The organism is Enterococcus sp. DIV1726a (assembly GCF_051710985.1).
Classification (GTDB): Bacteria; Bacillota; Bacilli; order Lactobacillales; family Enterococcaceae; genus Enterococcus_B; species Enterococcus_B hirae.
Genome location: NZ_JBIOLS010000001.1, coordinates 2,591,811 through 2,617,500 on the forward strand (window position 1 = coordinate 2,591,811; position 25,690 = coordinate 2,617,500).

15 protein-coding genes, 25 tRNA genes, 1 rRNA gene, 1 riboswitch and 1 other annotated feature (2 of these 43 only partly in view) are annotated in these 25,690 nt (G+C 40.6%); of the genes, 4 read left to right on the top strand and 37 right to left on the bottom strand.

The window, feature by feature from the left end; all coding sequences use genetic code 11:
• Window positions 1–89 (bottom strand) — a binding site (T-box leader) (it extends 122 nt beyond the left edge of the window).
• Between the two features lie 99 nt (window positions 90–188).
• The gene (locus IGJ27_RS11710) at window positions 189–2,189 is read right to left on the bottom strand and encodes a muramidase-2 (protein ID WP_178306330.1); all 2,001 of its coding nucleotides are present in this window, start codon (window positions 2,187–2,189) and stop codon (window positions 189–191) included.
• 381 nt (window positions 2,190–2,570) lie between these two features.
• On the opposite strand from IGJ27_RS11710, the gene IGJ27_RS11715 reads away from it, so the two are divergent.
• From IGJ27_RS11715 to IGJ27_RS11725, 3 genes are all read left to right on the top strand, one after another.
• Window positions 2,571–3,221, top strand: coding sequence for a phosphatase PAP2 family protein (locus tag IGJ27_RS11715; protein WP_010721028.1), 651 nt, complete (start codon window positions 2,571–2,573; stop codon window positions 3,219–3,221).
• A 246-nt stretch (window positions 3,222–3,467) separates the two neighbouring features.
• Complete coding sequence (locus IGJ27_RS11720; RefSeq protein ID WP_010736968.1) at window positions 3,468–4,424, top strand: TIGR01212 family radical SAM protein; 957 nt, start codon at window positions 3,468–3,470, stop codon at window positions 4,422–4,424.
• On the top strand, window positions 4,424–4,993 hold the full coding sequence (locus tag IGJ27_RS11725) for a class I SAM-dependent methyltransferase (RefSeq protein WP_010721030.1): 570 nt from the start codon (window positions 4,424–4,426) through the stop codon (window positions 4,991–4,993). The genes IGJ27_RS11720 and IGJ27_RS11725 overlap by 1 nt, the downstream gene beginning before the upstream one ends.
• Before the next feature lie 180 nt (window positions 4,994–5,173).
• Here IGJ27_RS11725 and IGJ27_RS11730 read toward each other — a convergent pair whose 3' ends face one another.
• The 6 genes from IGJ27_RS11730 to IGJ27_RS11755 form a co-directional block, all read right to left on the bottom strand.
• A complete protein-coding gene (locus IGJ27_RS11730) occupies window positions 5,174–6,001 on the bottom strand; it encodes a class C sortase (protein WP_178306329.1) in 828 nt (275 codons plus the stop codon).
• Window positions 6,002–6,027: 26 nt separating this feature from the next.
• Window positions 6,028–7,542: a SpaH/EbpB family LPXTG-anchored major pilin gene (locus tag IGJ27_RS11735; protein WP_178306328.1), complete on the bottom strand. Its 1,515-nt coding sequence runs from the start codon at window positions 7,540–7,542 to the stop codon at window positions 6,028–6,030.
• Complete coding sequence (locus IGJ27_RS11740) at window positions 7,535–8,827, bottom strand: pilin N-terminal domain-containing protein (RefSeq protein WP_178306327.1); 1,293 nt, start codon at window positions 8,825–8,827, stop codon at window positions 7,535–7,537. The genes IGJ27_RS11735 and IGJ27_RS11740 overlap by 8 nt, the downstream gene beginning before the upstream one ends.
• Before the next feature lie 63 nt (window positions 8,828–8,890).
• Window positions 8,891–13,699, bottom strand: coding sequence for a prealbumin-like fold domain-containing protein (locus tag IGJ27_RS11745; RefSeq protein WP_438791708.1), 4,809 nt, complete (start codon window positions 13,697–13,699; stop codon window positions 8,891–8,893).
• A 229-nt stretch (window positions 13,700–13,928) separates the two neighbouring features.
• Complete coding sequence (locus IGJ27_RS11750; protein WP_081128884.1) at window positions 13,929–15,698, bottom strand: ABC transporter ATP-binding protein; 1,770 nt, start codon at window positions 15,696–15,698, stop codon at window positions 13,929–13,931.
• Window positions 15,699–15,700: 2 nt separating this feature from the next.
• A complete protein-coding gene (locus tag IGJ27_RS11755; protein WP_034868009.1) occupies window positions 15,701–17,413 on the bottom strand; it encodes an ABC transporter ATP-binding protein in 1,713 nt (570 codons plus the stop codon).
• A gap of 117 nt (window positions 17,414–17,530) precedes the next feature.
• Here IGJ27_RS11755 and IGJ27_RS11760 point away from each other — a divergent pair, with 117 nt between their 5' ends.
• A complete protein-coding gene (locus IGJ27_RS11760) occupies window positions 17,531–18,187 on the top strand; it encodes a TetR family transcriptional regulator (protein WP_178306325.1) in 657 nt (218 codons plus the stop codon).
• 153 nt (window positions 18,188–18,340) lie between these two features.
• Here IGJ27_RS11760 and IGJ27_RS11765 read toward each other — a convergent pair whose 3' ends face one another.
• The 30 genes from IGJ27_RS11765 to rrf all read right to left on the bottom strand — a co-directional run.
• On the bottom strand, window positions 18,341–18,886 hold the full coding sequence (locus IGJ27_RS11765) for an acyl-CoA thioesterase (protein WP_010736958.1): 546 nt from the start codon (window positions 18,884–18,886) through the stop codon (window positions 18,341–18,343).
• A gap of 131 nt (window positions 18,887–19,017) precedes the next feature.
• A complete protein-coding gene (locus IGJ27_RS11770; RefSeq protein ID WP_010736957.1) occupies window positions 19,018–19,806 on the bottom strand; it encodes an alpha/beta hydrolase in 789 nt (262 codons plus the stop codon).
• Between the two features lie 154 nt (window positions 19,807–19,960).
• On the bottom strand, window positions 19,961–21,436 hold the full coding sequence (locus tag IGJ27_RS11775) for an MDR family MFS transporter (protein WP_081128890.1): 1,476 nt from the start codon (window positions 21,434–21,436) through the stop codon (window positions 19,961–19,963).
• A gap of 168 nt (window positions 21,437–21,604) precedes the next feature.
• Window positions 21,605–22,798, bottom strand: a complete 1,194-nt coding sequence (metK, locus tag IGJ27_RS11780) for a methionine adenosyltransferase (protein WP_034868017.1) — start codon at window positions 22,796–22,798, stop codon at window positions 21,605–21,607.
• A riboswitch (SMK box riboswitch) is annotated at window positions 22,796–22,874 on the bottom strand. (Overlaps the previous gene by 3 nt.)
• A gap of 343 nt (window positions 22,875–23,217) precedes the next feature.
• Window positions 23,218–23,289: transfer RNA gene (locus IGJ27_RS11785), tRNA-Glu, on the bottom strand.
• Window positions 23,290–23,301: 12 nt separating this feature from the next.
• Window positions 23,302–23,375: transfer RNA gene (locus IGJ27_RS11790), tRNA-Ile, on the bottom strand.
• Window positions 23,376–23,390: 15 nt separating this feature from the next.
• Window positions 23,391–23,461 (bottom strand) — tRNA-Gly (locus tag IGJ27_RS11795).
• 4 nt (window positions 23,462–23,465) lie between these two features.
• Window positions 23,466–23,538, bottom strand: a tRNA-Phe gene (locus IGJ27_RS11800).
• 3 nt (window positions 23,539–23,541) lie between these two features.
• Window positions 23,542–23,615: transfer RNA gene (locus IGJ27_RS11805), tRNA-Asp, on the bottom strand.
• A 43-nt stretch (window positions 23,616–23,658) separates the two neighbouring features.
• Window positions 23,659–23,732: transfer RNA gene (locus IGJ27_RS11810), tRNA-Met, on the bottom strand.
• Between the two features lie 46 nt (window positions 23,733–23,778).
• A tRNA-Ser gene (locus tag IGJ27_RS11815) sits at window positions 23,779–23,868 on the bottom strand.
• A gap of 18 nt (window positions 23,869–23,886) precedes the next feature.
• A tRNA-Glu gene (locus IGJ27_RS11820) sits at window positions 23,887–23,958 on the bottom strand.
• A 16-nt stretch (window positions 23,959–23,974) separates the two neighbouring features.
• A tRNA-Ser gene (locus IGJ27_RS11825) sits at window positions 23,975–24,062 on the bottom strand.
• Between the two features lie 24 nt (window positions 24,063–24,086).
• Window positions 24,087–24,160: transfer RNA gene (locus IGJ27_RS11830), tRNA-Ile, on the bottom strand.
• Between the two features lie 14 nt (window positions 24,161–24,174).
• Window positions 24,175–24,245, bottom strand: a tRNA-Gly gene (locus IGJ27_RS11835).
• 1 nt (window position 24,246) lies between these two features.
• Window positions 24,247–24,323, bottom strand: a tRNA-Asp gene (locus IGJ27_RS11840).
• Between the two features lie 46 nt (window positions 24,324–24,369).
• Window positions 24,370–24,443: transfer RNA gene (locus IGJ27_RS11845), tRNA-Met, on the bottom strand.
• A 45-nt stretch (window positions 24,444–24,488) separates the two neighbouring features.
• Window positions 24,489–24,578 (bottom strand) — tRNA-Ser (locus tag IGJ27_RS11850).
• A gap of 24 nt (window positions 24,579–24,602) precedes the next feature.
• A tRNA-Ile gene (locus IGJ27_RS11855) sits at window positions 24,603–24,676 on the bottom strand.
• Between the two features lie 14 nt (window positions 24,677–24,690).
• A tRNA-Met gene (locus tag IGJ27_RS11860) sits at window positions 24,691–24,764 on the bottom strand.
• A 28-nt stretch (window positions 24,765–24,792) separates the two neighbouring features.
• Window positions 24,793–24,865 (bottom strand) — tRNA-Ala (locus tag IGJ27_RS11865).
• A gap of 19 nt (window positions 24,866–24,884) precedes the next feature.
• Window positions 24,885–24,958 (bottom strand) — tRNA-Pro (locus IGJ27_RS11870).
• A 10-nt stretch (window positions 24,959–24,968) separates the two neighbouring features.
• Window positions 24,969–25,042: transfer RNA gene (locus IGJ27_RS11875), tRNA-Arg, on the bottom strand.
• Between the two features lie 10 nt (window positions 25,043–25,052).
• A tRNA-Leu gene (locus IGJ27_RS11880) sits at window positions 25,053–25,138 on the bottom strand.
• Between the two features lie 16 nt (window positions 25,139–25,154).
• Window positions 25,155–25,226 (bottom strand) — tRNA-Gly (locus IGJ27_RS11885).
• 10 nt (window positions 25,227–25,236) lie between these two features.
• Window positions 25,237–25,309 (bottom strand) — tRNA-Thr (locus IGJ27_RS11890).
• Between the two features lie 23 nt (window positions 25,310–25,332).
• Window positions 25,333–25,414 (bottom strand) — tRNA-Leu (locus IGJ27_RS11895).
• Window positions 25,415–25,422: 8 nt separating this feature from the next.
• Window positions 25,423–25,495, bottom strand: a tRNA-Lys gene (locus tag IGJ27_RS11900).
• A gap of 3 nt (window positions 25,496–25,498) precedes the next feature.
• A tRNA-Val gene (locus IGJ27_RS11905) sits at window positions 25,499–25,571 on the bottom strand.
• A 13-nt stretch (window positions 25,572–25,584) separates the two neighbouring features.
• Window positions 25,585–25,690 (bottom strand): 5S ribosomal RNA (rrf, locus tag IGJ27_RS11910); it runs 10 nt beyond the window's last position.

Consider the following 25,690-nt stretch of genomic DNA (forward strand, 5'->3'; position numbering starts at 1 on the left):
GCGAGTTCAAAAGCGTCCGTACACATTTCCACCAACCATGTGCTCTCTAAAACTTTCGACTTTTTACTACTTCCTTTTCAGGCGTTGATTTTTATTTACTCAAAAGTGTAGATTCATAGTAACAAATAAATGCTACAAGTTCAAATATTATTTCACACATTTACTGATTTCCTGCCATGTGTCATTGCTTATTTTTTGACGATCAACTGTTGTCCCGGATAAATAAAGTTATTCTTGATATTATTCCATTCGATCAATTGATTCATGGTGATTCCATGACTATCGGCAACGCCCCACACTGATTCGCCTGCTTTGACGGTATAGGTTTTTTCATCTGATTTCGCTGGTGTTGATTGTGCAGTGCCTTTTTTAACGATGACTTCTTGTCCTGGATAAATAAAATTATTTTTGATGTTGTTCCATTCAATCAACTGATCCATCGTAATATGGTGTTTATTGGCAACGCCCCACACCGATTCGCCTGCTTTGACAGTATACTTCGTATCACCCGTTGCAGAAGCCGTTGGAGTTGTAGAAGCTGGCGTTGAAGCTGTTGGTTTGGTTGTTGCTGTTGCGCTTGCTTTACTGCTTCCACCTTTGACGATCAATTTCTGTCCTGGATAAATGAAGTTATTCTTAATATTGTTCCATTCAATCAACTGGTTCATGGAAATCCCATTTTTATTTGCAACACCCCATACTGATTCGCCTGCCTTGACAGTATAAGTCGCTTGCCCTATCGCAGTTGAGCTGGTATTGCTTGATGCGGTGTTCTTGTTATTAGCTGTCGAAGCGGACGCATTACTTGAAGATGAGCCACCTTTGACAATCAATTTTTGCCCTGGGTAAATAAAATTATTTTTAATATTGTTCCATTGAATCAGTTGGTTCATGGAAATTCCAAATTTATTCGAAACACTCCAAACCGATTCGCCTGCTTTGACAGTATAAGTACTTCCAGAAGTAGTACTTCCTGTATTTGCCGTATTACTAGATGTATTACCTGTCGATGTATTAGAAGTAGAACCGCTTGCTGAAGAACTACCTTTTGAAACAACCAACTGTTGACCTGGATAAACAAAGTTATTCTTGATGTTATTCCATTCGATCAGTTGATTCATCGAAATCCCATGATCATTCGCAATTTTCCAAACAGAATCGCCTGATTTAACCGTATATTTTGCACCAGTTGCTTGTCCCGTACTGCCAGACGTATTCGTGTTGCCAGAAGTATTTCCAGAAGAAGCATTATTACCAGTGTTAGTGGTTGAAGAACCTGCAGATTGGCCACCTTTGATCGTTAATTTTTGTCCTGGATAGATAAAATTATTTTTGATATTATTCCATTCGATTAACTGCGCCATCGTGATTCCAAATGAATGAGAGATTCCCCAAACGGAGTCTCCTGATTTGACGGTATAAGTCGTACCAGTCGTAGTTGCAGAACCGCCTGAGTTCCCACTAGTACTTCCAGAATTGGATGTATTTCCCGTATTCCCGCCATTTCCAATCGTTGCACCGCCTCCAGCGTTGCCGCTAGCTGGTGTATCGTATTTGGTCAATCCATAGGTTGTAATAATATTGTTTAGTTTTCCAGCATACCCTGGATCAGTTGCATAACGACCTGTCAAACAAGCAGTAGCATCAGTATAAGATTTAGTGTTGCTTTTCCAAGTACCTGCATAATAATAGCCATTACCAAAAGAGGTATTTCTTAAAACATAGGCATTGTCATTAAATGACTCTGCAAAAGAAGGGTACTGACGGAAAGGTTCTTTTTTAGATACCCATTTATTGTTAAGATATTCGAGTGTATCCATATAAACAGTTTGACCTTGATAACTTCCTTTAATCCCAAATAGATTATAGTAAGGTGCTTGTGACAAGGCACTACTTCCCCAACCACTTTCGACGACTGCTTGAGCAATCATGACTGAGGCATATAAATCGTTGGCTTGAGCAATTGGTTGTGCATACGTAGCAATCTCAGCAATAAACGCTGCTGTATTGATTCTGGCACCGAATTGTGTGGGGGTTTGATCAGCATCTACTTGTACAGGCTGAATCAATGGCGCTGCCACAGAACAGCCGACCATCGCCGTACCGACAAGTGCAGCACTACGTTTTACTTTACGAAAACGTTTGGTTTCATTTAAACGTCTACGTTCTTTTCTTGCAATGTTTTCCATCTTCTATCCTCCAACTTCTATCTACAATTTCTATACTATTATAATAATTATAACTTCTCTTAATCTTTATTAAAAGTTATTTAAGTGTGTGACTGCTTATTGTAATCAGACTGTAACCTTTCGTAATGTTCAACACTGAGAAAAAAATAGCACCTTTCCCCGCTTGATTTTAACGACTTTTAACAAATAATCGATTTAAACTTTCCCAGTCAAAGTATGTCAGTTATATTACTTGAAAATGTCTAGGAGATTACAAAGTGATTTACAAATAAAATACCTTTTTTATTTTTTGATTAAGTGCTCGTTTCTATAAATAATTATGGATATTATTTATAGAGCGAATAATGCTATAATGAGTCATTGTTGAAAAGGAGGATATTTATGAAGCAACGTACAACTTTTCATGTAGCTGGAGCTTGTTTTTTACTGCTCTTTTTAGTCTTAGGCTACATTGTCAAATACCGTATTTCTTTACTGGCGGGATTTGATCAATCAATAACAGAAATGATCCGCGCTCCCTACCCCCATTGGAATGCTTATCAGCTGTTTATGACAAAATTTGGCAATCCACTCACGGTCATCTTAGTCTTCTTGCTGGTTTCATTTTTGTTATGGTGGAAGAAAAAAAGACCTGAAATGATTTGGTTAGCGGTTAATTTTATTGCCATTGCTGGGATCATCAATCCTGTGATCAAACTATTCGTGATGCGCGTTCGCCCAACCCTTGAACACCTTGTGGTAGAGCACAGTTACAGTTTTCCTAGTGGTCATGCAGCTGGTAGTATGATTTTATATGGTACACTGATTTTTCTAATTCCTGTCATTATTCAAAAAAAGGTCTTTCGTCCATTGATTCAAATACTTCTAGCGTTTATTATAGTAAGTGTTGGGATTAGCCGTATTTATTTAGGCGTTCATTTTCCAAGTGATATTCTAGGTGGCTTTTTACTTAGCCTCTCGTGGTTATGCTTCACGTATCCAATTTATCGAACCCAAAAAGAAAAATGGCTAAACACGCAGAAAACGTCTTGATCTCACACAAGTATTTTTTAGTGAGAACTTTTGTTACAAATCATCCAAATCAATAAAAAATTGTGGAGAGACAGTTAACTTTTTTCTTTGATGATTAGTTAATCTGTCTCTTTACTTGATCCTAAGAACGATTCTCGTTATAAAGTGCTTAGATTTTACGTCATTCATCAGGTATAATGATCTGAATCGTTCAATACGAGTAGAAGAAAGTGATGAATTTAGCACCATTAAGAAAGAAGGATAACAATGGAATTTACATATTCAGATGGAAATAAACGCTACCACTCATGGAATTATGCGTTAAGAAATGAATTTGGCGGGAAAATTTTCAAAGTGCCAATCGATGGAGGATTTGACTGCCCCAATCGTGATGGTACAGTGGCTCACGGGGGCTGTACTTTTTGTAGTGTTTCTGGATCAGGTGATATGATCGTCGCTCCCGAAGACCCATTACCTATTCAGTTCCATAAAGAAATCGATATGATGCATCAAAAATGGCCAGGGGTAACCCAATATATCGTTTATTTCCAAAATTTCACGAATACTCATGCACCTGTAGAAATCATTCGCGAGCGTTTTGAACAAGTGATCAACCTTCCTGGTGTTGTCGGGTTGTCGATTGGTACTCGCCCAGACTGCTTACCAGATGCGGTCGTGGATTATCTCGCAGAACTAAATGAACGGCTTTATCTGTGGGTCGAATTAGGATTACAAACGACTTTTGAAGAAACCTCTACACTGATCAATCGCGCACATGACTACCAAACTTACCTTGATGGTGTGAATAAATTACGAAAACATGGCATTCGTGTCTGCACTCACTTAATCAACGGTTTACCTGGTGAAACATTAGAAATGATGCGTGAAAATGTCCGACGTACGATCCTTGATTCAGATATCCAAGGAATCAAGCTTCACTTAATGCACTTGATGCGCAAAACAAGGATGCTTCGTGATTATCATGAAGGTCGTTTACAACTGATGACCCGTCCTGATTATGTCAATGTGATTTGTGATCAATTGGAAATGATCCCTCAAGAAATCATTATCCATCGGCTTACCGGTGATGCGCCTTGGGATTCGTTGATCGGACCAATGTGGAGTTTGAAAAAGTGGGAAGTCTTGAATGCGATAGATGAAGAATTGGTTCGTCGCAATAGTTATCAAGGGAAATTTGATGTTCGTAAAGGAGTGCGTTGCTAATGCTACAAACTGCTTTACACTTTAGCCATACGTTATTAACAGAAATCCTGCAACCAGGTGACCATGCTATTGATGCCACCATGGGTAATGGCTACGATACGCTTTTTATGGCTGAATTGGTCGGGAAGACCGGACATGTTTACAGTTTTGATATCCAACCTGCTGCCTTGCAATCCACGAAAGAAAAACTCGCTGAACAAGCATTGACCGATCGAGTCTCTCTTTATTTACAAGGTCATGAGACACTGGGGAATGTCGTGGCTCCAGAGCAACCAATCAAAGCAGGGATTTTCAATCTAGGTTATCTTCCTAAGAGTGACAAAGCAATCATTACTTTACCTGAAACAACGAAAATCGCAATGGAAGAGATACTGAAACGTTTAGCCCCTCGAGGACGCATGATTATCGTCGTCTACTATGGTCATGAAGGTGGAAAATCAGAACTGGATATGGTACAACAGTTTTGTCAAATGCTCCCTCAAGATCAGTATAATGTTTTAAACTATCAATTTATTAATCAAAAAAACAATCCACCGATTTTGTATTGTGTGGAGAAGAAAAAATGTTGAAATAATTGGCTTTGTTCAATTACTCCGTTCGCTTCTTTATGGCTTATCAATGTTTTTTGGACAGTTTTGTTAATTGACGAATATAAAAAAGCCCATAACTAGAAAGTTTTCACTAAGCTTTCTATGGTTATGGGCTTTTTCTCATTGTTGGTTCTCTCAAGTAATCCAACATGTCTTTTTCTATTCTATTGGCTTTTCACGTATGACTCGCAGAATGAACAGGGATAGACTTCCTACAAAGAGCAATAAAATGAGTAAGATCATGAGATTGAGCCACCATTGTCTTTGTTCTGCATTCGCTTCTTTTTGGGCTAGTTCTTCTGTATAAGGCACTCGATGTCCTCTGACTAATAATCGATGGGAATTGATCATATATGGTGTACAGGTGACTAAAGTCACGAGATCTTCCTCTGGATAAATTTTTAGAGAGCTAACATCATCAGGTGTCACAATAGTGATGTCATTCACTTCATAGGCCAACTTTTCTTCTGCATAGGTGATAATGAAAATATCTTCCAACTCAAGTTGATCAAAATCCGTAAAAAGTTTTCTTTCAGGAATCCCACTATGGGCTGAGATCACACTATGGTTATTTTTACCACCAGTAGGGTAGGACGTCCCTTCCAAAACACCAGCACCATATTGGAGGATCGTTGGGCTTGCATGGTCAAACAACGGAACACTGACCCTAATCTTAGGGATTTGGATCGAACCAATCAAGTGATTCGCTAAATAATTAGCGAGATCCGCTTCTTTCCGACCAGTATAGGTTGGGAGCGTGATTGCTCCCATGCCTCTTTCTGCTAGTTCTTGATTATACTTTTTGGCTCTTTCTCGTGCCTGTTGCTGTTCTGCTTTCGTTTTTTGAGACTCATTGATACGATAATGATCAACGAGTTGGTTGAAGGCATTGACATAAAAAGGATAACTCGCAATTAATCCACCTGTTAAAAAAAGGAGATACATCACGATCCGAAGCCACTTTTTTGGTCGCTGTTTTTGGGACATTGGATATTCCCTCCTTCAAAACCTGTTTACATTGGCTTTTTTTTCGTTTGTCGATAAACGACGTAGGCTGCTAAGAGAATCAGTCCCCCGATCAGCAGGAAAATATAGATGCCCATACCACCGGTTTCCGGTAAAAGCCCTTGAGGTTGGTTTTCGATCGTAACTAAAGGTGTCTCTGAAGCAGTTGAATCAATTTCAAAAGTGGTATAAGGATCTAAAATGACGTAACCACTTGGAGCCGTCACCTCTTCCAACGTGTAGGTTCCCGCTTTAAAGCCCCGAATATCAAAATAGCCATCTGGTCCTGAGGTTATTTCTGTCCCGACATCATCCCAACCAATCAAGACATTCTCTTCATTCAGACGTGCGTACAATACTTGACCATCAGAATCTTTAAAAATCCGAAAGACCGCCCCACTTAATGGATTGCCATCATGACTATTGATTTTTCTAAATTGATGCTCATTCGTCTTGACTTTTGGTCCATCTAAGATCGTAGGATCCGAGCCAAAATCGATTGTGGCAGTATTATCAGATAGTTGAGTGATTGCTTCACCCGTGAGCGACATGTCATAAGAAATCGTGAGCGTTTTTCCTTGTAATAATTCAACCACTTCCTCATTGTCAATGTGGAAAGTAATCGTAAACCCACCATTCGGAGTAGCTGTATCAATCGTAAAATAACTACTAGGTACCGCTACACCATCAATCAATACTTCGATTGAATCAGGGGTCGTTAGTCGCAACCCATTAGTTGGTGTATCTGTGATTTCGAAAAATGCTTTGTTACCTAAGTCACGGGGAACAGCAACCGTCAACAGATAATTTAAGATGTCATCTGTTCCAACATCATAGTAGGTTACTTGATTCCCATCTTGAGTGATTGTTACTTCATTAAACCGACCGCTATCTACTAAAGTTTTCGAATGTTCTTTCAAAATATTTTTAGGATAGAGGTGGATCTCTGTTAGTTCTCCATCACCAGCATAGACTGGCAAAGCCAAAAGTAGTGGGTATGCCATTTCATATATATTCGCTGGTGATTCTTCTTCGACAAAGAGATAAACAGCATCTCTACCTTGGGCATCTTTTCGAGGTAATTGGTCAAAGACCGCAATCCCCTGTCTGTTTGGATCGGTCTCGCCACTTGCTGTTGCTGTCACTTGAGTCTGCAAAGGGCCACTGGCATAATCAGGGGCTCTTTTATATAAAGCCGCATCAGACTGGATTCTTTCCAAGGCTTCTCGTGCTGTTTTCCCATCCTCTCTGATAGAACGAAAATATTGTTCTGTGACATCATAGACAGAAAATGTCACGCCGTCTAACGGATCGCCGCCAAAGTTTTCCATTAGTTCACCAGTATTTTGTTGATACGCTTCTTTCGGGATCTCATCCTGCCAAACACGTTTATGAAGCGTGACATTCACATGCTCTGGGGCTGCTGCTACTGGAAGACTCATTCCTAAAATACTGAATGCCGAAAACAACAACGTAGCAAGCATCACGAATATCCTGAATTTATTCTTTTTACTTTCAGTCATCTTCTTCCCTCCTAGTTTTGTTCATGTACTTCCTTAACAAGTAAGCCAGTAATAACAACGCAATGCCTAAAATAGCTAGCGCTTGTCTCATTTCTGCAGTACGTGGTAACAGACGATTGAATAACTGTTCCGTCCCTGTCGCTGTTCCTCCTTGTCCTCCCCCAGCATCCGTTGGCAGATCATCGTCCTTTTGAGACTCTCCTGCTCGTGAAATGTTATAGATTCTAGGTCCTTTCTCTACCGATTCGTCCTGTTCATCAGAAAAAGGTTCCGACATTTTTTGTTCATTAAGTGTCATGAATAAAAACTCACCTGATTCATTTTTCCAAGTATTTGGGATAAATAATGGAATCTGCCGATTTTCTTCACTGATCTCATACCCCGGAAGAGTTTGCAATTCTTCAAAATAGTATTCACCACCGATCAAAAAATGGTCTGCTATCTTGACACGCCCTGTAGCATCAGAGATGAAGGTTGCGATTGCTTCATCATTTAAGGGATCATCACTTTGTTTCCACACATCCCCTAACGCCTCCTGATTTTGTGCTAAATAGATTTTTTCCCCAGCTTCGTTATAACGAAACAGGGAAAAAATCACACCTTCGAGAGGTTCGGTCTGCTCAGTGTCTTCTTCTTTGCCATATTTGTAAAAATACGGTTGTCGAAAATACCCAGCATTTTTAGGATAAAGATGGATCTGAGTCAGCTCTACTTCATTTAATGGGTCCATTAGAGGCAAGCCAATCATTATCGGTGCAGCATTTGTCACATTGAAATAACTAGTTTGCTGGGAATGATCCTCAACGATCAGATAAATTCCATAGTGACCGTTGTGCTTTCTGGGAACATCGACCACACCCACTCCTTCGCCAAATTCAGCATGAGTCTGTGTTAGGACAGGACTACCTGTCACTTCTTCTAATTGCTGCTCTGCAATAAATTGTTCGATCTGGATCGGGTTCATTTGTCCCAAGCGTTTAGCTAAAGCTTGCGCATCTTCTTGTGATTGAAGATAATAATCCGTCAAATGATAGACATGAAACGTGGCGCCATTATAAGGAACACTCAGACCAAGGCCATTTAAGTTAGCCAATTCATTTTCTGTCAATTGTCTGCCATTTGATGGAGAGGTCTGTGGATCTGTGATCGACTCATCTACAAGGACTCTCTTGTGTAAGATGAACGTCACAGTCTCAGGATCAGTAGCATAGCCTCTATATGGGAAGAATCCGGTTACTAACAGCAGACCTAGCAGCAGCCATTGAAACATTCTTTTTTTCTGCATATCCTCTACTCCTTTCTCATTTGCTGAAATGCCATCAGACCGTCCTGATTACTATTTGCTATTTCACTTACTTCTCAAGCGATAGAACAACCAACCTAGTAATAAAACAATGGTAGTGAGGGCTGCAATTAGAAAGAAGCGAAGTCCAGGTCCACCTGTCATTGGCAATAAGCCAGACGTTTCCGTATTCATGATTGGTACGACTTCCATTTCGTCCAAGTTTTGGACAGCTTCATGTGGTTGTAACAAAATGTAATCTGTATCAGCTAGCCTAAATCGTTCAGAAAGGTCACTACCTTCGTGATCCGTGATACTTATTTCTCTAATGTAATAATGATAAGCTTGACCATCTGGAGTAAATTTCTCCAAGCGGTTACTGATCCATTTCAACCCTTCACCTGTATCTCCTGGCGTTAAGAGAATCGTTTGGATTTTCTGCTTTTCCCCTTCTTCGACACTTCTAAATAACTCAAAGGTAATGTAGTTAATGCTCGAGTAATCTAAATCGCTGAATTCAAATTGTTTCTCAAATCCCACATAGACACGTTCAGGGGTACTTTCAGGTGTCGTGCTATTTTTCAGGATGATTTGCCAATTCTGATTAGCATCTTTCACGATCTTATTGAGATTATCAACTTGATCGCCCTCTTCCCCACTACTTAAATCAAAATATGGTTGCAGGTTTTTTCCTGTTTTGGTATTGATGATGCTAGTTTCTTTTACGATATAACGATAATCCTCACCTAGATCGGCTAACTCTTCGACTAGCACTTTAAACTCATTCTCCTGATTTAAAGTAAAAGTCATGGGTGTGAATGAAGCATCCAAGCGCCACTCATCGCTTTGTTCATGCCGTTGTTCCCTTAATAAATTGACCGTAATTTCATAATCTTCTTTGATTTCCTCTGGTACTGCCGCATTAGGCGTGGTAAAATCCCAATTTTTTTCGATCATGAAAGGCTTTGGTCGGTTTTCAACAGTCAACTTGAACTGTCCATTGTCTAATTGGATCGTTGCTCGTTCTTGTGTCACTGGAATCCCTTGTTCATCGGTGAAAAAAATTTCCTCTTCTCTACTAGTCGTTCCTGATGCCTGTACCTTGAAATAAATGGGCTCTGGTAGTACAGCAAACGGACCTGCTGGTGGAGTAATCTCTGTCAGACGATAGATTCCGTTCGTCAATCCATAAGCCTCTTCTTCATGAACACCACCGATCTGAGTAGGATTATCTACCGTAAATGTCCCTAATACTCTTTCAGGAAATTGTTCTTGGAAAAAATCTTTAGATTTTTTCTCTAAACGGAATTCTGAACCTGTAAGGTCATTTCCTTCGTGATCGGCTTTATAGAATTCCACGATTCGGTGGATTCCTGAAGCATAACCTTCGCCCGTCGTGATGTCCGTAATGGATTCTTCCGTCACTTTTTGTTTTCCATTCAAGAAAACACCTGCACGATTATTGACAGAATCAGCGGTTGTTTGGGCAGTATATTCTACGATCAATGTTTTATCTGTCACTTCTGACTGACCGGTATTATCACCTACAACTAATTGGAAATGAGCGGTTTTTTGCGATAAGTTGATCAACCCGTCCGCATTTAACTGATCAAAGGCGGTTTCTGCCTTCACACCTGGCTCACTTAAAGCTCTTCCTGTTTGCTGACTGATCCAATGAGCTTCACTTGTATCATTTTCTGGATTTGCTTGCCATTCAAAGATTTGATAAGCACCTCGCCCATCTACGCCAATGTACTCTGGCAAATATGGGACTAAGAGTTGTTGTGGTGCCAACAGTAGAAAATCTTGTTCATCGATTAAACGGCGTATTTTTTCAAATTGCTGAGTCTGGGGATTGTATTTTCCTTCAAAAACGTTGATTCGATATTTTCCAGTATCGGGATCTAGCAGAAGCGTCGTTTCTTCTTCATGATCCATGAGATCAAAGAGATACAAATTCTGGTATTTGGCGCCACCTGGATTCACGATCACGCGGTAGGTGATATGTTCGCCGTCGTCTGCTACTTCACCCGTCTTGATCACTAAACTTTCTGTCGGTATCGTGACTTGCGTTTCTACTTCTGTCTTGCGCCCACCAGGACTTGTCAGTGTCGCTATATTTTTATAAGAACCTGCTAGTAATGGATTATCAGCTAGTTCTTGAGTGGCAACATAATCGGCAATGAAGAAGATAACGATTGGTCGATGACTCTCTTTTAAGAGAACGATCCGCATCAATTGTGTTTGCGGATCATATTCTAGGCGATAATCCGTACCTTCCACTAGTCGTTCACTCCCTGCATAATCTCCTGCCGCTATTTTCCAGCGGTGTTGATTCGTATCAGGATCAATCGGACCAGCTAGGTTGGCGGTCCCCTGAAAGACGTGAACAGAGTCTGGCTTAAACTCCCAACCAGCAAGGGTCGAAAAATCATCTTCAATGACGGTTCCTGCTGGTAATGGACCACTGGAAGGATTGAATTCTAGACGAAACAGTGTTTGGTATCGATCAACGATTCCAGTGTAGACCGGTTGTCGGCTCTCATTTGAAAAACTTTCATCTGTCCAATATTCAAACGTTCCGATATTTCCAGCATCAGCTTGTTCTGCATCTTCAGCGATTGCTTCTTCATACTTTTGCCCTGGCTGTAGGAATAACCCTTTTTTATGTCCATCGTTTATGAGGCTATAGTGCCAATTGCCAAATGTTCCATAACCAACTGAATCTTGAGAATACTGAACGTCTCCTTGCCGCCAAGTTGCTTTGGCGTAGTTGAAGAACGTAATATCTGGATGGATATACGTTCCACCTAACCAAGGATAGATCCCTTGGACTACTGGATCGCTGGAATAGTAATTACTTCTATTGAACTGAGAAGGGTCTTCATCCCAGATTTTTAAATAACCTCTACTAGATAACTGATGCTCTTTCGTTGAAAAATGAATCTTAATGGTTCGATCCGTTGTTTCGTAATCTCCAATCAAGCGGATCGTAAACCCTGTTTGATAAGCACTATTCGCTTGATGTAAATAACTCCCATCCGGCAACATCAATCGTTCGCCTGGTTCAGAAAGATTATGCAAAACCAACTCAAAATCAACATCCTTTTCTAATGTGTTGCCTACGTCATCTGTGATGACTAATGTCGATTCTAGTAATGAGCGAGCATAATAGATCCATTTAAAAGGACGAACATTGTTCTCATAGTAGCCGTGATAGTTATTAGGATCGAACAATCGCACGAGATCCTCTTCAAAGATGATGGAAGAATCACGGATTTCTACTTGTTCAACTAATTTATTTTCCTGATTGAACAAAATCTCCCAATGTTGGATCTGCTGAGTCTGGTCACCCCCAACTCCACGTTTTACGATCCCTGGCATGCTTGGGTTAGGAATGATTCCGCCAGCGCTACCTTCACCAAAACTTCCTTGGATCGCATGGTTGGAAAACTGGATCGTATCCGCTGAAACCTGTCCATCCGTCGTTTGTATCCTCGTTTGGTAGGTGATTCGGTAGGTGCCATTCGCATCCCCTGGTGGTGTGAGCGTCATCTCTGTGTTTTCTGCATTGAAACCGACTGTAAAGCCTTCCGCATTCGTTCCAGTGATCTGCAGTGAATTTTGTTCAAAGGTATGGCTCGCAGCATTTGCTGGAATGACGGATAATCGATCGACGATAGGGTCTTTTTCACCATCGACGTAATAATACGTGTCGATTTGCCAAGTCACGAGTACATAGTCATACGCTTCGCGATTCCCTGTTGGTTGACCAGGCTCATCTGTCGCCCGATAAAAATCAATTTTGTCTGATCCATTTGGATTTTTAGCTATTCGTTTTGAAAAGTCTTGTTTTACGATATCAAATTCGACATCATTCGTTTCTGTCCGACCTAATTCATCACTTTCGACAATGAGTTGATTATGAACAGTTGGTTGGCTCAGATCTTTGACTCTGGTACGGATGATTAATCGATAAGCCGTTCGTTTAGGTGTTTCATTATTTCTGATCGTCCAAGTTATTTGGTTGTCTTGTTGCGCTTGACTATAATCACTTGCTAATAAAGGATGGAACTGTTCATCCTCCACTTCTTTCTTTTGGATACTAACTGACACAAATTCCTGGTTATCACCAAAGAAATCTGTGATTTTCACATTTGTCAACGCCCGATGTTCTTCGTTGATCAACGCTTCCCATTCAACAATTCCAGTGTCCCGATTAAAACTAATTCCCTGTTTTTCAACGATCTCTTCTCCTTTAACAATGATTGGCACTTCAACTACACCATATTCTCCCAAATCTACGATCAATTCTTCGGTAATATTATCAAAACTCGTATCAATAGAAAACGAACCCTGAATCTCACTAAAATTATAAATACGGGTATTAAATTGGATCGCTATACTACGATCCTCATTTACATAAAACGTGCCAAAAGAAAATCGTCCAGTTTCATCCATCAATTCGCCCGATAGACCACCTGCTGGAATCAATAATGTGTCAGGAATATTTTCAATGATCGTATAGCGTTCATTAGCCATTAGATCGCCACTAGGATAAATATCGTCATCGACCAACCACCAATTGATTTGAAGGCGGACATTCGTATCGCTTGGAACGCCTGTTTCGGGCAAATCACTCGTATACGTGCCGTCTTTTTCAGGATCGATCATCAATTGGACGCCGTTATCATTGTTCCCGTAAGCCTCACCTAACTGAAAACCTGTTGGTTGTCCAGTTGCCTGGAAATGACCATTTGAGGAAGCATGGACTAGCGGCCCCATCAAAAAGAGCGGGTTGGACAAAGGAACCAAAATCGTCAAGAGCATCATCAATTGTAAGCACACTTGCCTTATTTTTACCTTCATACCCATTACCTGCCTTTTTATAGTTTTTAAGGAGCGCCTTATTTAACATGAAATATAACAGGTTTCTTGAAACAGCTTACTTCAACTTTTTCAGACAAGTCTGAAAAATAACGATTCTTATCACACAATAGCCAAAGTCAAAGAGATCTCTATATGCAAAAAAGACTACTTAGAAAAGAGCCATTCCCTCTTCTAAGTAGTCTATTAGTTAGCTTATTTGTTCATCAAAAACAGATTATTCAAAGACAAACTGATTATGATAAAGTTCAGCATAGAAGCCATCTTCTGCCAACAACTGATGATGATTTCCTTCTTCGATTACTTTTCCATCACGTAAAACAACAATACGATCCGCATTTAAAATCGTTTTTAACCGGTGGGCAATCACAAAGCTAGTACGTCCTTTGATTGCTTCGTCCATGGCTTTTTGGATTTTAGCTTCTGTTACTGTGTCCACGTTACTTGTTGCTTCATCTAAAATCAACAATGAAGGATTCGTAATGATCGTTCTGGCAATACTGATCAATTGTTTCTGACCGGTACTGAACAAGTTGTTTTCTTCAGATACTTCTGTTTCATACCCTTTTTCTAGATTCATGATAAAGTCATGAATATTCGCCTGCTTAGCGGCATTGATCACTTCTTCATCTGTCGCATCAGGTTTCCCAAAGACAATATTGTCGCGAATAGTACCCGAGAATAGGACGGATTCTTGTAAAACGATTCCTACATGTTTTCGTAAAGCATCTAAATCATACTCACGGATGTCTGTCCCATCAATCGTTACTGCACCACTATTCACATCATAAAAACGATTCAATAGATTCATGATCGTTGTTTTACCTGAGCCAGTCGGTCCAACTAACGCGACCATTTCGCCTTTATTTACATCAATAGATACATCATTTAACACTAATTTATCAGGGTTATAACCAAAATCAACGTGTTCCAAAGATAAGCCTTTATCGATCCCATCAAAGGATTGACCATTCGCTGGTTTTACTTCATCTTTTTCAGCAAACATCTCATTCAGTCTACGTGCTCCTGTGATTGCTAATTGGATCATGCTATAACCAGATGAAATTTGCATCAATGGTTGATAATATTGTTGGGAATACTGAACGAACGTAACTACCAATCCTAAAGCAACCGAGCGTTCCAGATCCCCATTCAGTGCTAACCATCCACCAAAGAAAATGACGATTGCGGTATTCACTAAAGACATCCCTTGCATCATTGGGAAAAGCAATCCTGAATAAGCTTGTCCTTTAAACGTTGCTTTACGAACAGTCTCATTGTGTTCTAAGAAACCATCAATTGTCTCTTCCTGTAATCCATTGGTGATGATGACACGTTGACCACTGATTTTTTCATCCATATAGCCGTTCAATTTCCCAACTTCGTCTTGTTGTAAATCAACGTATTTTCTTGCCTTTTGGATAATCAAAACAGCAATCAAAACTGCCACTGGTGTAGAAGCAATTGTTGCCCAAGCTAACTCAACATTTTGGCGGAACATCATAATCAATATCCCAAAAAGTAAAACGATATTGGTGATTACTTGGAGCAAAGCTTGGTTCAAACTATTTTGGATATTATCTAAATCACTCGTAAATCGACTAAGGATTTCCCCATCTTGATGAGAATCAAAGAAGCGGATCGTCAATTTTTCTAGTTTATTGAATAAACCAATACGCATCCGATTCGTCGATTTACCCACCACTTGCGTAAATAAAATACTGTAAATGAAGTTTGCGGCACTCGCTAAAACATAAAACATTAATAGTTTCCAAATAATGGAAACGAAGCGACTCTTATCATCGACTCCTTGCATCAAAGCCCCAACATAGTTGGCTAGTTCTTGAAAGGCTTCTCCGATATATTGTGGTGCCTTCACTTGAAGATAAGTGGCAATGATAACTGTAACAAAAATAAAGAAAAAGGAGACCTTATACCGTTTTAAATAGTGATAGAAAAACTTACTGGCTTTTATTAAATCAGTCATGGCTACTCCTCCGTTCCTTTTTGTGTTTCGAAAATTTCTTGGTACACCCGATTGGTTGCTACTAGTTCTTCGTGTGTTCCTTCACCCACTAATCTGCCTTCATCTAATACAAGAATCCGGTCTGCTTTGACAACAGAAGCGATTTTTTGAGCGATCACAATCGTAGTAGTGCCTTTTAATTCTTTTGCTAATGCTTCACGAACCAACTTTTCAGAACGTGCATCTAATGCACTGGTACTATCATCTAAGATCAAAATCTTAGGATCACCAATGACACCTCGGGTAATAGATAACCGCTGTTTCTGTCCACCTGAAAAGTTACTACTACGTTCTTCCACAGGAGCCTCATAGCGATCTGCTAATTTTTCGATAAATTCTTGTGCTTGAGCAATCGCAGAAGCATGTTCCATATCTTTTTCAGAAGCATCTTTTTTCCCTTGACGCAAGTTTTGCGCAATCGTTCCAGAGAAAAGGATCGCTTTTTGTAAAACAAAGGATACAGTGTGACGTAAGCTTTTTTCATTGACTTGTCTTAAATCTACACCGCCTACTTCCACTTTTCCTTCTGTTGGGTCAAACAATCGTGGAATCAACTGAGCGAGTGTCGATTTACCAGCTCCTGTTGCACCAACAATCCCCACCATTTCCCCTGGTTGGATCGAAAAACTGATGTCTTTCAATGTGTCTGCATCATCGCCAGGATAACGGAAAGAAACATGATCAAAAGTGACTGATCCAGTTAAATCCTGTTCTGGCACATCTTGGTATGTTAAATCTGGTTCTGTGTCTAAAATCTCTTTGATCCGTTTCAATGAAACTGCAGCTCTTGATGTCATCATCATCATCATTCCACCAATAATGATTGCCATCATGATCTGCATCAAATAGTTCATGAAAGAAGCCAAACCACCGATTAAGGTTGGATCATCTTTTGCTAGATCACTAACAAAAAAGATTGCGCCAACTACTGCTAAATTAGCAGCCAACATAAAGGATGGAATCATCACAGAAAACAAGGTTCCCACAATGATGTTGTGTTTCGTTAGATCTTCGCTGACTTTACTAAACTCTTTCAATTGATTGTCTTCTTGGACAAAAGATTTGACTACACGGATCCCCATAAGATTTTCTTTGGCAATACTATTGACTTTATCAATCAGTTTTTGGATGATCATAAAATGTTTACCCATTCTGGTAAATGATAAAGCTGTAATCAAGAAAACTGCTACGATCAATGCGACAATGATCCACCATAATTGCGGCATCGTCATCATTGCCAAAACAAAAGCCCCGATAAACAGAAATGGAATTCTAAAGAGCGATTGTAAAGAAATCATGACTAGGTTTTGAATTTGTGTAATATCATTTGTTAGTCGAACTACCAGATTTCCAGCAGAGAATTTTTCGATATTTCCAAATGAAAAAGTCTGGATTTTACGAAATGCTTCTTCCCGAATATCAGCACTAATCCCTTGTGCCACTTTCGCTGAAAAAATCGTATTTGAAACTCCAGCTGCCAGTCCTAATAAAGCTAAACTGATCAAGTATACACCGATCGTTTTCATCTTGTCGTTATCTTCTGTAATAATAGCTTCTAATACTTGTTGTAAAAGCTTCGGCTGCCATAATGCGGCACTTACCATAATCGCTACAGAAAACAATGAAATAAATACAGCAACTTTGTATTTTTTTGCATGTCTTAAAATTAAGCCCATTGGTTGTTACACCCCTTTTTATTAAAATTGACAGGTCTTATTTAACACTGTAAAATAAGGCCGACTAACAATTTACCATGTTTAAAAAAATATTGCAATACAAGAGGTTGATTAAATTTGGAACCAAAGCTTTCCCAAGAAATGATTATCAAATCTGCTTTTGCGATTCTGGCAGAAACGCAAGAACTATCAAAACTATCTATGCGAAACCTTGCTCAAAAAGTTCAAGTAAAAGCCCCTGCGCTTTACTGGTATTTCAAAAATAAGCAAGACTTGCTCCAAAAAATGGCTGAATTCATGGAAAATGAACTAATCATTCCCGAGCCTCGTTTACCTTGGCAAGAACGTCTTGTTCAATTCATGGAAAACTACTACGACCTTTACACCCGCTTTCCTTGTGGTGCAGAGCTAGAAATCAATACCGTTCCTTCTTATGCGAGTCGTTTGGAACACTTAGAAATGATGATCCAGATTCTTATCCAAGCGGGCTTTTCGATTGACCGTAGTCGTCAAGCAGTGTTTGCTCTTCATAACTTGTTGATTGGTCAACTGATGGATCAACAGCATGAACAGAATCTTCGGCACAAAATCATGACCGGTAATCACTTACTCAAAGATGCTATTCTTTCTATGAGAAGTTATGTCGAAGAAAATGCACTAGTTGGACTAAAGGCTAGTATCACCGCTCACCAGAACCAAGAAAATGAAAAACAACTCTTTCTTGATAGCGTGACGATCTATCTTCAAGGGTTGGCTGTACAAAAAGAATCGTAAACAAAAAAAGACATGAAGGCAAGTTCGCGAACTTGCCTTCATGATTTTTTGTTTACTGTTTGAGTTGACTACGTGAATAAAACTTCCTATTCCACAAGTAATAGTCAGTTTAGCTACTAGTTTAGCCATCTCACTTATCCTAGATGAAGCATTCTAATCATCTATTCCTTCATTTTTTAACCAAGGAAGGTCTGTTGATAATTGAGCAGCAAAAGCTCGGTAGTCTTCTCGTTCTTGTAAGCGCTGTTTGCGCCGTTTTTCGTATCCTGCGCACACTAGTTTTTCTTCTGCCGTGTCAGGTATGACTTTAGGTACTGTAAATTCCGTTTCTTCATTCATATGAGACGGAACAGCGACAAATGTTGTAAAACAAGTTGCGGCTAAGTAACGCTCCCCAGTTGTCAGATTTTCTCCAATAATTTTAACGAATACTTCCATCGATTTATGATGAGTACCACTTACATAAGATTCTACACACACAGAATGGTTTTCATGCAATGGCTTCAAAAAATTCAAGCTGTCTAAAGAAGCGGTAACTGCACCTCTGCGACAATGTCTTGTCACAGAGATCGACGCAGCATCATCGATCATCGTCATCAATTTTCCACCAAATAAAAACCCAAAAGGATTAAGATCGAATGGAAAAATCCGATGTGTTTGAATGACTATCGATTCTTTACAATGCTTTATCTCTTCCAAAAAAACACCTCTTTCAAATTATTACCTGATGATTCGTCCTATAAAAAAGCTAAGGCCAAGACAATGTCCGAGCCTTAGCGATCGTCCTGGAAAATAGTCTCAAAAGCTAAGAAAGATCAAGGGTTCTTCACCTATTTTTCTTCAAATAACCATTCCAAAGCACGTTGAATCCACTGATCCCAAAATACCCAGTTATGTTCGCCAGGACCATGTTCGAAGGTTACGCCAATCCCATTTGCTTTCAATGAATCAGTCATTTCTTGATTTGCTTGATAAAGAAAATCTGATTCCCCACATGCCAAGTAGATACGAGGTGCTGTTTTGTCACTCTTTACTAATTCTTCTAATAAATACTGAGGATCATTAACTGAACCTTTGATCTGATCTAACGGTCCAAATACGCCCTCCCAGAATTTTGCCTTTCGAATCATCAATAAATCATCCATCCGATTGCCTACTGAAATGGCTCCTGATAAAGAAATGATTGCAGCAAAATTTTCTGGTTTTGCCAGCCCAAGTTTCAAAGCACCATAGCCACCCATTGATAATCCAGCAGCATAAGTCTTTTCTCTTTTTGTCGTTAATTGTGGAAACAGTTCATGACAGATTTCGGGAAGCTCTTCTGAAATAAACGTCCAGTATTTCATATCATAGGCCGTGTCGGTATACCAACCTAGATCAGTAGAAGGCATAATGACCGCTAATCCATGGTCTGCGACATATCTTTCAATCGACGTCCGACGCTCCCAGACACTATGATTTCCTCCCATTCCGTGCAGAAGGTATAACACAGGAACATCTGTTGTCGCTTGTTGTGAACTCGTACCGATCACTTTATTTGTTGTTTGTGGAAGGATTACATTCAGGTTTACTTCCATCTCTAAAACATTCGAATAAATATTTGCTTGAATAAATGCCACGTTGAAACATCCTCTCTAAGGTGTGAAAAATAGTGTTTTTGACCTGACCAATAATGACAAATTTTGATAAAACAACTATTCTAACACCGGTTATCGTTGTGAAATAATTGGTCAAACGACCTCACAAAGTAACATTTAGTACTACTTTCTTGTACTAATACTCTCTTATTCTATCACTTTTTTCACGAACGACAAATGTCAATGCAAAAGCAATCACTACTAGTAATAGCCCCACAAAATAGACTTGGTGCAATCCTTCATATAAAATCTTCCGTAAAGGCGTGATCAACTCTGACGCAATGTTTTTAGCTGTTTGTGGGTTGACTAGCTTATTCATGATATCTGCATCATTCGTCAAATTAGTCGCATTCAGCTCCCGTTGTGTTACTCCATTGATCAATAAGCCAAAGACTGCCACCATCACAGTTTGTCCAATCGTCCGCACCAATGTATTGAACGAGGTAGCTACCCCTAGTTGATCTCGAGACACACTATTTTGGGCACTAACAGTTGAGGTAGTCATGGTGATTCCTAGTCCTACACCAATGACCGTTGAAATAGCAAAGAACCATAAAAAATTACTTTCAAATGGCATTAACCAGAGCCAGGCACCTCCTAGAGAGGCAATCAATAGACCAATTCGCAATACCCAATTCGTCGCCATTTGAGTCATCCATTTACTTGCTAAGAAAGAACCGACCATCCAAACAAGTGAAAGCGGTGCTAAGACCAATCCCCCTACTGCAGCATTTAGCCCCAATACCCCTTGCATCCACATCGGGATATACACATCGATGCCCATTAAGAACCCACTAGCTAAAGCAGCTGCTAGATTCACGACCACAAATAGTGGATTAGCAAAAAGATGCAACATGATCACAGGGTCTTTGGCTCTTTTTTCGGCTGCAATAAATAAAAATAATAGAAGAAGACTTCCGATCAAAAGCCCGATTACTACTGGAGTAAATCCTTGATCCCCTAACAATTGAAACCCAAGAAGTAAAGCAACCAACATCGCCATCAAACTAAAACTACCGAATAGATCCATCGGTTTCGACTCATGTTCTCTCTGTGGTTCGTTCAAATAAAGCCAGATCAAAACCATCAATAAAAGCCCGATCGGTACATTAATAAAAAAGATCCAATGCCAACTGATCGTTTCTACAATAAAACCTCCAGCTAATGGTCCAAAAACACTAGCAATTCCCCAAGCCGAACTGTTCAAACCTAAAACTTTTGCTCTTTTTTCAATCGTATATAAATCGCCAATGATCGTTAACGCCACTGGCATCATTGCTCCAGCGCCCATTCCTTGAACAGCACGAGCAGCAATCAACCCCATCATGGTTTGAGAAAGTCCACAAAATAAAGAACCAATAATAAATAATAGCGTTCCAAAGATAAAAATAGGTTTTCTCCCCACTTTATCTGCAAGTTTGCCATAGATCGGTGTCAGCATCGCATTCGTTAGTAAATAAATCGAAAATACCCAATTCATGATCTCCATACCGTGAAGAGAGCCGACGATCGTAGGCATCGCAGTGGTCACGATCGTTCCTTCAATTGCTGTCATGAAAGTTGCAATAAACACACTGATCGTTACTAATTTGACGTTTGTTTCTCTTTTCATCTTATTCCTCCTTTTTTTATTGTTGCCAAATAAATTTTAGCCAAAAAAAATAGGCTTTATCATTTATCAAAAACACGAATCAAAAACGACCATGGATTTCTCTTCAGTCGTTTGGATAAAAAAAACTGGAATGATCCCATAAAGAGAACCATTCCAGCCATCAAAAAGCTATTTTGCTAAGCTTGCTTTAATTGCATCAACTTTATCTGTTTTTTCCCATGGCAATTCGATATCCGTACGACCGAAATGACCATAAGCTGCTGTTTGACGATAAATTGGACGACGTAAATCAAGCATTTCAATAATACCTGCAGGTCGTAGATCAAAGTTTTCTCTCACAGCGGCAATCAAGTCTTCTTCTGGAACAGTTGACGTACCAAAAGTATTGATTGAAATAGATACAGGTTGTGCAACACCGATCGCATAGGCTAACTGAACTTCAGCTTTTCTTGCCAAACCAGCTGCTACAATGTTTTTCGCAATGTAACGAGCGGCATAACTTGCTGAACGGTCAACCTTAGTAGCATCTTTCCCAGAAAATGCTCCACCACCATGACGAGCATAGCCGCCATATGTGTCAACGATGATTTTTCTTCCCGTCAACCCAGCATCTCCTTGAGGTCCCCCAATAACAAAGCGACCAGTAGGATTGATGTAGTATTTTGTGTTGTCATCAAGTAATTCAGCTGGAATAACTTCTTTTATTACTTTTTCAATGACGTCATGACGAATTGTTTCATTGTCCACTGCATCATCATGTTGTGTTGAAATAACGATGGTATCCACTCGTTCTGGCTGACCATTGTCATCATATTCAACTGTTACTTGTGATTTTGCATCTGGACGTAGATAAGTTAATTCATTGGATTTACGTAAATCAGCTAAACGACGAACTAGACGATGGCTTAATGCAATTGGTAAAGGCATTAATTCAGGTGTTTCATCGACTGCAAAACCAAACATCAATCCTTGGTCTCCAGCACCGATCTCATCCAATACATCTCTCTTCGCTTCGTCACGAATCTCAAGTGCTTCATCAACACCTTGAGCGATATCTGGTGATTGTTCATCAATTGCAGCTAATACAGCTACTGTATCTCCATCAAAGCCAAATTTTGCTCGTGTGTAGCCAATCTCTTTGATCGTTTGACGTACCACTTTTTGAATATCCACATAGGCAGTGGTTGAGATTTCTCCAAATACCAATACAAGACCAGTGGTAACAGATGTTTCACAAGCCACACGTGCATTTGGATCCTTTGCTAAAATTGCATCCAAGATCGCATCACTGATTTGATCAGCAACTTTATCTGGATGTCCTTCAGAAACAGATTCTGAGGTAAATAAATGTCTTTCTCCCATAGTGATTCCCCCTAGTTAAATTCGGTTACAAGGCATCTCCGCCGATGACGGATCCTCTCGGGAACTTGCAACGAACCAAGTATAGCAGATATTTGAAATTTACGCTTGTTTTTTTAACGTAATTACTTAAAAATTTGAATAGTTCACTGATTATGCTGTTTATTTCCTTTATCCCAGGTAATCATTTCGCTTCACTATGCTACATGTTTAAAGAATAGCAAATAAAAAAGGTTCAAAGTTTAGGAGCATAAGTATACAACAAATCCTTTGCAGCAGAATCAAATTTTTTTCATTCTATTTCTGATCACCTATAGAATCAAATAAAAAGACCTAAAACAATCATCGCCTACGATAACTATCTTAAGTCTTTTGAAATCATTCTTACAAATAAAAAAAGATACTTTAGAAAGTATCTTTAATGACCCGTACGGGATTCGAACCCGTGTTACCGCCGTGAAAGGGCGGTGTCTTAACCGCTTGACCAACGGGCCAGGTGAAACTAATGGGCCTAAATGGACTCGAACCATCGACCTCACGCTTATCAGGCGTGCGCTCTAACCAGCTGAGCTATAGGCCCATAAAAAAAACTAAAAGCGGGTGACGAGAATCGAACTCGCGACAACAGCTTGGAAGGCTGTGGTTTTACCACTAAACTACACCCGCATTATGGCGCGGGACAGAATCGAACTGCCGACACATGGAGCTTCAATCCATTGCTCTACCAACTGAGCTACCGAGCCAAACGGTCTGGACGGGACTCGAACCCGCGACCTCCTGCGTGACAGGCAGGCATTCTAACCAGCTGAACTACCAGACCATATTTAGTTTCTTATTTGGTGACTTTGAAAAATCAAAGTCAATTGCGGGAGCAGGATTTGAACCTACGACCTTCGGGTTATGAGCCCGACGAGCTACCAGACTGCTCCATCCCGCGATAATATAATTTGCGAATCAACTACTTTGTAGTAACTCTCAAAGAAAGGAGGATAAGGGATTCGAACCCTTGCACGGTTTTACCCGCCTGACGGTTTTCAAGACCGTTCCCTTCAGCCGGACTTGGGTAATCCTCCAATATAAAACTATAATCATGACCCGTACGGGATTCGAACCCGTGTTACCGCCGTGAAAGGGCGGTGTCTTAACCGCTTGACCAACGGGCCAGGTAAAATATTGAAACGGAGAAGGAGGGATTTGAACCCTCGCGCCGGTTTCCCGACCTACACCCTTAGCAGGGGCGCCTCTTCAGCCACTTGAGTACTTCCCCAAAACCAATAAGATTTTGTACTAATGGGCCTAAATGGACTCGAACCATCGACCTCACGCTTATCAGGCGTGCGCTCTAACCAGCTGAGCTATAGGCCCATAAAAAAACTAAAAGCGGGTGACGAGAATCGAACTCGCGACAACAGCTTGGAAGGCTGTGGTTTTACCACTAAACTACACCCGCATGGCGGTCTGGACGGGACTCGAACCCGCGACCTCCTGCGTGACAGGCAGGCATTCTAACCAACTGAACTACCAAACCATGATTTTAGTTTTTTTAATTGTCGACTTTGAAAATTCAAAGTCAATTGCGGGAGCAGGATTTGAACCTACGACCTTCGGGTTATGAGCCCGACGAGCTACCAGACTGCTCCATCCCGCGATAATATAATTGCGAATCAACTACTTTATAGTAACTCACAAAGTAAGGAGGATAAGGGATTCGAACCCTTGCACGGTTTTACCCGCCTGACGGTTTTCAAGACCGTTCCCTTCAGCCGGACTTGGGTAATCCTCCAATATGGAACTTACAACGTCACTATGGACCTTGTAGGACTCGAACCTACGACCGGACGGTTATGAGCCGTCTGCTCTAACCAACTGAGCTAAAGGTCCAGGCTCTTTAAAAATCGCGGCGGAGGGGATCGAACCCCCGACCTCCCGGGTATGAACCGGACGCTCTAGCCAGCTGAGCTACACCGCGAAAAAAGATATTCATTATTCAAATGAAATGGAGCCTAGCGGGATCGAACCGCTGACCTCCTGCGTGCAAAGCAGGCGCTCTCCCAGCTGAGCTAAGGCCCCGTGTGAAAATTATTATCTATCGGGAAGACAGGATTCGAACCTGCGACCCCTTGGTCCCAAACCAAGTGCTCTACCAAGCTGAGCTACTTCCCGTTGATATAAACGCGCCCAAGAGGAGTCGAACCCCTAACCTTTTGATCCGTAGTCAAACACTCTATCCAGTTGAGCTATGGGCGCATATTTGTAATGCCGAGGACCGGAATCGAACCGGTACGGTGATCACTCACCGCAGGATTTTAAGTCCTGTGCGTCTGCCAGTTCCGCCACCCCGGCGTTGTTACTTTGGCAAAGCGGAAAACGGGGTTCGAACCCGCGACCCCCACCTTGGCAAGGTGGTGCTCTACCACTGAGCTATTTCCGCGTGTTTATGATGCCGGCTAAAGGACTTGAACCCTCGACCCTCTGATTACAAATCAGATGCTCTACCAACTGAGCTAAGCCGGCATGTCATTAAAAAAATCATATTATGCGGGTGAAGGGACTTGAACCCCCACGCCGTAAGGCGCTAGATCCTAAATCTAGTGCGTCTGCCAATTCCGCCACACCCGCAAAAAATATGAGCCGTACAGGGCTCGAACCTGTGACCCTCTGATTAAAAGTCAGATGCTCTACCAACTGAGCTAACGGCTCATATGGAGGTTAACGGGATCGAACCGCTGACCCTCTGCTTGTAAGGCAGATGCTCTCCCAGCTGAGCTAAACCTCCATGGATAACTTAAGCGTGGCGACGTCCTACTCTCACAAGGGGCAACCCCTCACTACAATCGGCGCTAAGAAGCTTAACTTCTGTGTTCGGCATGGTTACAGGTGTATCCTTCTCGCTAT